This window comes from Flavobacterium aurantiibacter (assembly GCF_002251775.1).
Classification (GTDB): Bacteria; Bacteroidota; Bacteroidia; order Flavobacteriales; family Flavobacteriaceae; genus Flavobacterium; species Flavobacterium aurantiibacter.
Genome location: NZ_NOXX01000208.1, coordinates 21471 through 32050, shown reverse-complemented (window position 1 = coordinate 32050; position 10580 = coordinate 21471). Strand labels below are relative to the sequence as shown.

At 41.9% G+C, this 10580-nt stretch carries 4 protein-coding genes; 2 read left to right on the top strand and 2 right to left on the bottom strand.

The window, feature by feature from the left end:
* Nucleotides 1-1176: 1176 nt before the first annotated feature.
* Nucleotides 1177-3591: a sodium-translocating pyrophosphatase gene (locus CHX27_RS11110; RefSeq protein ID WP_094486853.1), complete on the bottom strand. Its 2415-nt coding sequence runs from the start codon at nucleotides 3589-3591 to the stop codon at nucleotides 1177-1179.
* A gap of 343 nt (nucleotides 3592-3934) precedes the next feature.
* A complete protein-coding gene (locus CHX27_RS11105; protein ID WP_094486852.1) occupies nucleotides 3935-6415 on the bottom strand; it encodes a DUF5686 and carboxypeptidase-like regulatory domain-containing protein in 2481 nt (826 codons plus the stop codon).
* Between the two features lie 1033 nt (nucleotides 6416-7448).
* Here CHX27_RS11105 and gcvT point away from each other — a divergent pair.
* On the top strand, nucleotides 7449-8531 hold the full coding sequence (gene gcvT, locus CHX27_RS11090) for a glycine cleavage system aminomethyltransferase GcvT (RefSeq protein WP_094486849.1): 1083 nt from the start codon (nucleotides 7449-7451) through the stop codon (nucleotides 8529-8531).
* A gap of 1 nt (nucleotide 8532) precedes the next feature.
* Nucleotides 8533-10569 carry a S41 family peptidase gene (locus CHX27_RS11085; protein WP_094486848.1) on the top strand — a complete coding sequence of 679 codons (2037 nt, stop codon included), beginning with the start codon at nucleotides 8533-8535 and terminating at the stop codon, nucleotides 10567-10569.
* The last annotated feature ends 11 nt before the right edge of the window (nucleotides 10570-10580 follow it).

Here is a 10580-nt window from a genome sequence, read left to right as displayed (position 1 = left end):
TTGTTGAATGCTTAACCGCAAAGGCCGCAAAGACTTACGCAAAGTTCGCAATGCGGAATTTTTGGAGTATTAAGATCGGAGTAATAAGTATTTAAACTTTGATGCGATCACCAATTACTGTATCGTTTTGCCCAACTGAACCTAAATATCGTGGGAGCCTGAACGTGTTGAAAGCNTAAAAAGCTTTTACGTGAGCGGCTCGAAGGCAAACATGGTGTACATTGTGATAAACTTTGTGGAACATTGTGCTCCATCGGTCCGCAAGCTTGTTGAATGCTTAACCGCAAAGGCCGCAAAGACTTACGCAAAGTTCGCAATGCGGAATTTTTGGAGTATTAAGATCGGAGTAATAAGTATTTAAACTTTGATGCGATCACCAATTACTGTATCGTTTTGCCCAACTGAACCTAAATATCGTGGGAGCCTGAACGTGTTGAAAGCTAATCTTTCAATCTTTTAATCTTTTAATCTTTTAATCTTTTAATCTTTTAATCTTTTAATCTTTTAATCTTTTAATCTTTCAATCTTTCAATTTTCACTACATCACTTCGGTTGACCACAAAGGCACAGAGTTCACAAAGTTTTTACACGATGTCAAAAAAGCGTTATTTTTTCCTTTATACCTCTATTTCAATTTTTTCACTTTTTTAAATCTTTTCAATTTTTACTACAACAGTTTGGTTGACCACATAGGCACAGAGCTCAAAAAGGATTAATGATATCCAATGGGTAGATCTTATTTCTTACCGTTATTTCTTTTTCGCTTTTTTAGCTTTTTTCTATTTTTTCCTTGCGCAGCTTTCCCGCGCGAACGGGTGCAGCGGTATCCTTTTTTGCGCTTCGATACTTCCACTACTTTTTGCGCAAAAAAGATAAAGCGGAACACGTGNATAAACGGCTGCCTACTTCGTTAGATTTTTTTGCGATACTACAGTATCCCAAAACAAATCTGCCTTGTAATCAACCATTTATCTGTTTTCTGACTTCAATTTTTAAATCAAACTCAGGTTATAAACACAAACCCGCACGAGCTTCCGTTGGTCGCTGTGCGGGTTTGGTTTTTATTTGGCTTTTTGTTTTGGCAGGCTTTTCGCTGCAACCCGGGCTGCATCATCCGAAACAAAAAAAGCTGCCTTTTGGTGAGGCAGCTTTTTTTAAAATCTTTCGAAACAGGAATTACTTCTTGGCTTCGTTTTTCTCAACCGTTACCGCTTTTTCAACAGCAACGTTTGTTCCGTCTTGTTTAGTTACTTCGGTAGTTGTAGTAGTTGTATCGCCTACCGTTTCTGAAACTACCGTTTCTTCTGCTGCAGAAATGATTTTACAATTGCTGTTTTTACAACCTTTAGCCTTACATTCTTCGATGCTCATAGACGCACAGTTTGCCGACATTTCTTTACAGCAAGATGCGGCCACTTCTTTTGTTGTTGCATGACCTTGACCCAATAGTGGTGCAATAACCAAACCAACTAAGCAAGTTAATTTGATTAAGATGTTCATCGACGGGCCCGAAGTATCTTTAAATGGATCACCAACGGTATCACCAGTTACTGCTGCTTTGTGCGCGTCTGAACCTTTGTAGGTCATTTCACCATTAATTAGTACACCTGCTTCAAACGATTTTTTAGCGTTGTCCCAAGCACCACCGGCGTTGTTTTGGAAAATAGCCCAAAGTACGCCCGAAACGCAAACACCAGCCATATAACCTCCTAAAGCCTCGGCACCCATGGCAAAACCAAGGATAATTGGCGTAATAATCGTAATGGCTCCTGGCAACATCATTTCGCGAAGTGCTGCCTTTGTAGATATATCCACACATTTTCCGTACTCTGGTTTTCCAGTACCGTCCATAATTCCCGGAATTTCACGGAACTGACGACGAACTTCGTTAACCATATCCATGGCAGCTTTACCAACCGATTGCATCGCTAAAGCAGAGAATACTACCGGAATCATACCACCTACGAAAAGCGCAGCTAGTACGTCGGCCTTGAAGATATTGATCCCGTCGATACCTGTAAATGTTACGTAAGCAGCGAAAAGCGCTAGAGCAGTAAGTGCTGCAGATGCGATTGCGAAACCTTTACCCACGGCAGCCGTCGTGTTTCCTACTGAATCTAACACGTCGGTACGCTGACGAACTTCTTTTGGCAATTCGCTCATTTCAGCGATACCACCCGCGTTATCGGCAATCGGACCGAAAGCATCGATCGCTAATTGCATTGCTGTAGTAGCCATCATAGCCGATGCAGCAATAGCCACACCGTAGAAACCTGCTAGCGCGTAAGCACCCCAGATTGCAGCCGCAAATAAGATTACAGAACCAAAAGTTGATTTCATACCAATCGCTAAACCAGCAATAATGTTGGTTGCAGCTCCTGTTGATGAATTTTGTACGATACTAAGTACCGGTTTTTTACCTAAAGCTGTGTAGTACTCGGTGATGGCAGAAATAAACAGACCTACACCTAAGCCAACTAAAGTAGCATAGAATACGTGACGTGATGGGATTTCTTTGATACCTTCTCCGAAGAAGTTCATTGAAATAGTTTCTGGCAACATCATATCGATAAGGAACCAGCAAGCTACTACAGTTAAACCTAACGAAACGTAGTTTCCTAAGTTCAAAGCCGCCTGAACCTGTGCTTCTTTAGCGTCGTTGCTCTTGATACGAACAAAGAATGTTCCGATGATCGAAGCCAAAATACCAACACCTGCGATTACTAGAGGCAAGATAATTGGTCCGAGACCTTCGAAATTATCGGTAAATGGCGTACCCGATGCGTCGGTCATATCTTTAATGATGTAGTTACCCAATACCATAGAAGCTAAAACGGTAGCAACATACGAACCGAATAAATCGGCACCCATACCGGCTACGTCGCCCACGTTATCACCTACGTTATCGGCAATTGTCGCTGGGTTTCTCGGATCGTCTTCCGGAATTCCTGCTTCAACTTTACCTACTAGGTCGGCACCAACGTCGGCAGCTTTAGTATAAATACCACCACCTACACGTGCAAAAAGTGCAATCGATTCCGCTCCAAGTGAAAAACCTGCAAGCGTTTCGAGTACTAATGTCATATTATCGTAAAATGATTTTCCTTCAACGCCCATGAACTGGTTTAGGAATATCAAGAAGAAGATGCTCAAACCAAGAACAGCCAAACCAGCAACGCCAAGACCCATTACCGTACCTCCACCGAAGGAAACTTGTAAGGCTTGTGGCAAGCTTGTTTTAGCAGCTTGTGTAGTTCTTACGTTTGAGTTTGTAGCGATACGCATACCGATGTTACCGGCTAAAGCAGAGAAAATTGCACCGAAAACGAAAGCAACAACAATCATCCAGTGTGAAGTTTCTACCAATTGCGACACTACAAAAAGTGCTACAGAGGCAATAACTACAAATACTGCCAATATTCTGTACTCGGCTTTAAGGAATGCCATTGCACCTTCTTGAATACTTTTAGAAATTTCTTGCATTTTGGCGTCGCCAGCGTTTTGTTTGTTTACCCATAACGCTTTAACTCCCATAAATACGAGACCTAAAATTGCCATTACAAGCGGCAAGTAAATCATTAGTTTGTCCATTTTTAACATTTTAAAACGCGCAAAAGTAATAAATCGATGTTAAAGTAAGGCATGTTATTTGCATTATACGCCTTGCTCGAAACTAATCGATTGCTTATTAGAGTTTTACACGATTTTTTCGCGCACGATTTTTACGGCCCGGATAGCAGCGAAAAGCCTGCCTAAGTGCGGTTGCTGCAAAAAGCGAAAAGTTTTTGCGACCAGCGGAAGCACAAAATCTTTGCGCACTTTTTGCCAACCGGACGCGAGGCAGCTTGTAGCGTATAGCCGGAATAGCCGCATAAATAAACCTGATTTCTAATTGATCGTAGAAATCAGGTTTAAAACGAAGTGATTTTTGTGTTTAGAAATAAAATCCGAAGGCACCTTTTATCGCGAAATTCGTGGAACCGGGCGCAATATAGCTGCCGCGCCACGCAAACTCGATGCGGAACACCTTAAAAATGTTACCGATACCCGCATTGTACTCCCAATAAAGATCTTCGGGCGCTTGGTAGATGAGTCCGCTTGGCTCGTTGATGACGCGATTATCTTGCGAAATAGTTCCGTAAACGCCTTTAATACCCACGGTTTCGCGCCAATTTAATTTACGCATGAACGGAATTCGCGAGAAAATTCGTCCGCCGAAATTGTGTTGCAACTGAAACGTCGCGTAGGTATCGGCTTGAAACTCGTAGAAATCCAAGCAATTAAAGGTGTTTTCGATGGTAAAATACGTTTGGTTACCGGGAACGATGCTCATTAATCCGAGCGGAACGTAGCCGTAGGTTTTTCCGAGTTCGGTGATTACGTCTAGGCGACCAATACCGCCAATATTCATAGGTTGTTTCGCGTATAATTGAATTCTTTGATACTCGAAATCGGAATTCATTACCCCTTTCAAACCCTGGGTGTAGTTAACAAAAACGCGGGTAAACGGACTATCGACAATGCTGCGCTCAACGCCATAACCCACGGTTTTACGTCGCGGTGTATAATCCAACAAAACGTTAGCTTCCGATTGCGTAGTGCGTTCTTTAATTTGTGTGCGATTGAGATCGGTGTAATACGCTAAACTGAACGTTTCGTTTGCAGAAACCAGCGTTCGGAAACTATAACCGGCAGAAAACGTCAGGTTTTTGATTGGTTCGATTTCGAACGACAGGTTGGTTAGGTTAATGTTGGTTAGGTTGCCGTTGTTTCCGCTGACGAAGAGTGCAGAGCTGGCAAAACTGCGGCCGAGTATGTCGTTCGTGGTTGTTAAACTGGCACCGATTTGCTCGATATCGCGTCGGTTTCCGCCTTGAATGATGAGTCGGCTTTTCGGATCGATCAGGTATTTACCCGACACGCCGTATTTGAATTTATTATCGCTAAAACCGTAGGCACCGTAGGCTTGTATGCGCCAGCGATCGTTTGGTCCGAAGTAGGTTCGACCGCCAAAACGAAGGCGAATTCCTTCGACCTCGTTGTAACCCAAGGTTGAGAAAATAGGTCCGAAATCGATGTTGCCTTTCTGAATATAACCACTTCCGAGAATGGCCACCAAATCGTACAGCTGTTTAAACTTTTTGTTGGTTTTAAGCGTGTCGAGCATTTTGTAAATGCCCTTTTCGTCTTTATTGAGTTCTTCGAAGCGGTTTTCTTCCCAAAACTCGTCGGAACGATTATAGGCTTCTTCGTTGTAGTAGTTCACTTTTTCTTTGTAGAATTCGTCGGGCAACTCTCTATTGAATACGTGATTCTGGTACATGGTTGTTCGCTTGCCATAAACACCTTTCGATTTTTCCTTTTTGTTGAGTGCGAAATCGGTGAGCATGTAATCGCGGGTGAGTAGGAATACCGAATCGTTTAGTACATCGAATTGTTGCTCGATGTAAATTTCTTTCACCCAGTTAATGTTGGCACTTTTAACCACTTGCATGTTAATATCTTTGATGGCCCAAGTGGTATCGTTCACCCAGAAATCGCCTTTAAAGGTGAGTTCGTTTTTGCGGCGTGGGTAATAAACAATGTTGTAGCACCATTTTTTATCGATAAAAGCACTGTCGGCCAGTACGTAATTGTAAACATCGATTCCTGTTCTCGACAAGGGCGATGTAAATGCTTTATCGTAGAATTTCAGGTAGTTTTCGTAGATGTCGTACTCGTTGTACAAATCTTTGATGAACGCAATAATTTGCTGATTGGTGGAGAAACCGGAATTTTTATTGGCGATGAGTTCGTCTTTTACTTTTGATTTGGTATTGTCGCCATACACTTTTGAAATGGCTTCGTTGATAAAGATGGGCAGGTAGGTTTTTCCGGTGATTTTTGACGTATCGACGGAGTTGAAAATGAACTCCATTCCTTTAAAAATGCGACTTTTCATGAATGCGCTGTCGATGGTATTCATGTCGAATTCGACTTTTTCGTATTTATCCATCTGGTATTGTTTGAACATACGCAGCCCGTTTTTGCGTTTACGAGCCCAGATTTTACGAAGGATATCGATTGCCGGATTGTTTTTCTTGGACGTTTTTCCGGAATAGAGTTTTACTTCTTGAAGTTCTTCGACGGATTTGAGCACGATGTTCATGTCGTAATTTACGGCTTTATCGAGTTGAATTTCGACGGTTTCGTAGCCGTAGAACGAGATTTGAAGGACTTTTCGGCTTTCGTTCGATTCGAGGTAGAACCGACCATCGTCGTTGGTGATCACACCTTCGGAGGTTCCTGGAAATCCGACGGTAGCGTAGGCAACGGGTTTATTTTTTTGATCGACAACGATCCCGCTAACTTTAGTTTGCGCGAGTAGTGTATTTAGGGAAAGGAGTGTAAAGAGGGCAAGGAGAACTTTGTTCATGGTAGAGAGATAACAACTAACGGGCGCCAAAGATAGCTAATTTGGTATTTGAGTGATGTTAAGGAATAGTTGGGTTGGGGATGAATGATTTGGTGTTTGGTGCTACAAATGATGTGTATTTAAAACTGCGATTTGTTTTGATTATTGTTGGAGATTTTGAGATTGAAAGATTGAAAGATTGAAAGATTGAAAGATTGGGAGATTGGGAGATTGGGAGATTGGCCTTCGACAGGCTCAGGCACCAACCTTCGACAGGCTCAGGCACCTTTGGAGCACAATGTTTCACTAAGTATTCCACAATGGGCACAACGCCGGAATAGCCGAAATCAGGCAATAGTTTTAAGCGCACAGAAAACGCCGAAGCTCACAGAATTTTGTGGAATGTTTGGCTGATGAAGAAAACACAGAACGCATCAAACCGTTTGAAAAATTGTATCGGCCTTCGACGCACTGTTTTCGACACGCTCAGGCAACTTTGGCGCACAACGCCGCAATAGCCGAACACAGGCAATAGTTTTANAGATAAAGCGGAACACGTGACGGCGTGAACCACTTTTGCGCAGCGATGACTCGTTTGCCGGCGCGCCCAAATAAAGTACAATAAAAAAGCGCCCGGAAGAGCGCTTTGTAAGATTTCGTTCCAAATTCTACGTTGACAGTACGTTATGGGTTAAAAGTCTTTAACTAGGTCGAAATCTTTTTCTAAGGTACGCATTAATTCGTTCGAAAAAACATTTAATGTGCTTTTTTTCAATTATTTAACGATTTTATTTTTCGAGCCAAACTTTTCGCAGTATGCAGTTTCCACTTTGTAAACAGTTGTTAAAACAGCAAGTGATAATCGGCTTTTTTGAGGTGTTTACAGTAAATTATACCAAAAAAATAAAAACCCAAACTGCATTAGTGCACTCGTTTTACACCCATCGTTACGTTGAAAATTGTTGAAAAATCGACTGAAAAAACATGTGTCACTTTTTGTTAGAATTGGGTTTACAAAGCGGAAATCAGCTACTTTTGCAAGAAACTAACACCCATGAAAAACGTTGCATTGCACGCGCTACACGAGCAATTAGGCGCCAAAATTTTGCCTTTTGCCGGATATAATATGCCCATAACTTACGAAGGCGTTAATGCCGAACACGAAACCGTTCGAAACGGCGTCGGCGTGTTTGATGTTTCGCATATGGGCGAATTTCTCGTATCGGGTCCAGGTGCCTTACATTTAATACAATACGTTTGCAGCAACGATGCGGCAACTCTGGAAATTGGCCGTGCGCAATATTCTTGCTTCCCTAACGGTAACGGCGGTATTGTCGACGATTTGATTGTTTATCGCATTAAAGAAGAACAATATTTACTTGTTGTAAATGCCTCTAACATCGATAAAGATTGGGCGTGGATCAACCAGCACAATACTTTTGGTGCCGAGCTTAAAAACTTATCCGATAACTATTCGCTACTGGCCATCCAAGGACCTAAAGCGGTTGAAGCGATGCAAGCATTAACATCGGTAAATTTGGCTGAAATTCCGTATTACCATTTTGTTGTAGGTCCGTTTGCAGGTATCGAACACGTTATTATTTCGGCTACTGGTTACACCGGATCTGGAGGTTTTGAGATTTATTGCAAGAACGAAGAAGTCGAACAACTTTGGAACCGTGTCTTTGAAGCAGGTGCAGCATACGGAATCAAACCAATAGGACTTGCCGCACGCGACACCCTGCGTTTGGAAATGGGGTATTGTTTATACGGAAACGACATAGACGACAGCACCTCACCCATCGAAGCTGGTTTGGGTTGGATCACGAAATTTTCTAAAGATTTCATCGATAAAGAGCGCTTAGAAGCACAGAAATCGGCAGGCGTTTCTAGAAAATTGATTGGTTTTGAATTAACCGAACGCGGCGTTCCAAGACAAGACTACGAAATTGTGAATGAAACCGGTGCCGTAATTGGTAAAGTAACTTCCGGAACAATGTCGCCTTCATTAAACAAAGGAATTGGTCTTGGTTATGTAGAAACTGCTTACGCAAAAGTGGGTACTGAAATTCGCATTCGCATTCGTAAAAATGATGTAGCAGCACAGGTAGTTAAATTGCCTTTCTACAGCAAATAAGATGGGGAGAAATTTCTGGGTTGTCGCGCTATGTGTGCTTGTAAACTTCGCGTGGTCGCAGCAATTGGTTTATTGCGAGCGCTTCGAAGCCATGGTTAACTTTTTAAAAGTCAATCACTTGCAACCAAAACCCATTGATGAAAACCTAAGTAAATACCTGTTCGACGGTTTACTAACCGACTTGGATCCCAATCGGAGTCTGCTGTCGAAAACCGATTACGAAGAGCTCTCTGGATACCGAACGCAATTACATACTTCGCTTTTAAAAAAAGACTGCTACTTTACCGAATTGGTGTGGAATATTTACGTTTCTGCATTGAACAGGAAGTTGCTGTATTTTAAAAACATTGATGCATCATTATTGCGAACCGAAGGCAGCGAAACACTTCGATTTTCGACCGAGCCTTTTGAATTTGATGTCACGGTAGAAGATCTTCCAAAGCTGTGGAACAAACGTATTAAATACATTGCCCTAGATGAAGTTGCCCGCTTGAGCAAAAATAAAGATTCGCTTGCTCCTTTTGTGGAAGAATTAGCGGCAGCAAAACGTTCAGAAATTGTTGCACGCGAAGTTTGCCGTATAGAGAACATCCTCAATAAGCAAGGAGAATTGAATGAGGAAATTGCCGAAACGCTCCTCAATTTAATCGGTTCGTATTTTGATCCGCACACCAATTACTTCAATGCCAGCGAGGCTAAGAGTTTTATGTCGGGATTGGCCACTGCAAACAAGAGTTTCGGACTCATGCTTGAGCTCGATGAAAAAGAACAACTAATTGTTGTTGGAATTTTGCCGGGCAGTTCGGCAGCTAAAGTTCCGGGAATTCAGCCAGGCGATATCATTCGGAAAGTTCGTTTGCCGAAAACGGGTTTCGAATACGATACTGCTTGTAGCAATATGGAACAGTTGGCAATTATCATCTATGGAGAGGAAGAAGAAGAAGTTACTTTTGAAATTGAAAAACAAGATCAGCGACGTGAAAAAGTTACGTTGACTAAGAATTTAGTTCCGTCGGTAGAAAACACACTTACTGTTTTTGTTTCTGAAACTTCACCGAAAGTAGCGTATATTAAAGTGTCGAGTTTTTACAGCGATTTTGACGGCAGTAATCGTGGACTTACAGCCGATTTTCTCGATGCGCTTTTAAAATGTGAAAACGAAAAAATAAAAGGATTAATCATTGATTTATCGGGCAACGGCGGCGGTAGTGTCGACGAAGCGCATCGGCTATCATCGCTATTTATTGAGGGTCCGGTGGCATACAGTTCCGATAGAAACGGCCAAATTAACTATTATCAAGACTTAATACCGTTCTATAAACCAGACTATCCCATTGCGATCATCACCGATGGAACTTCGGCATCTGCTAGTGAATTCTTTGCCTCTTCTATGCAAGATTACGGGAAGGCAATTGTTTGTGGAACCGCTTCTTGCGGAAAAGCAACGATGCAATTTATAACGCCGATAGACAAACGAAGCAACAGCGATTTGTGCAAGGTAACTGCTAGAAGTTTTTTTAGACCAACTGGCGAGACGATTCAGAAGAAAGGAATCGTTCCCGATATCGAGTTGCCTACGCTCTATAATAATGTAATCAGCAGAGAAGCAAACTTTGAAACGGCTTTGAGTATTCCAAAAATACAAGTGCCAAAACCCAATGGTTTGCGTAAGTTTCGAAAACTAAAGTCGCTCAGAAAGAAAAGTTTAGCACGTATTGCCGCTTCACCCTATTTTAATGAAGTGCAACGAGTGAATCCGCTTATTGAAAAATTAGCGAATGGTGAAAACAAAGAAATTCCATTAAAGTTTCAGGCTATTTACGAACAAGTTCACAGCATCGATCAGCTTTACGCAGAAGTTGTTGCATTGGACAAGCTGGAAACCGACGTAAAATTTAAAAATTTAAATATTGATAATCAGAAGATTGAATCCGATCCGTTTAGTATAGAATTGAATAAAATGGCTTTAGATGAAGTGCGCCGAAATTTTAGATTAGCGGAGGTATATCGAATTCTGAAAGATTATATCGGAAAATAAAGAATTGACGG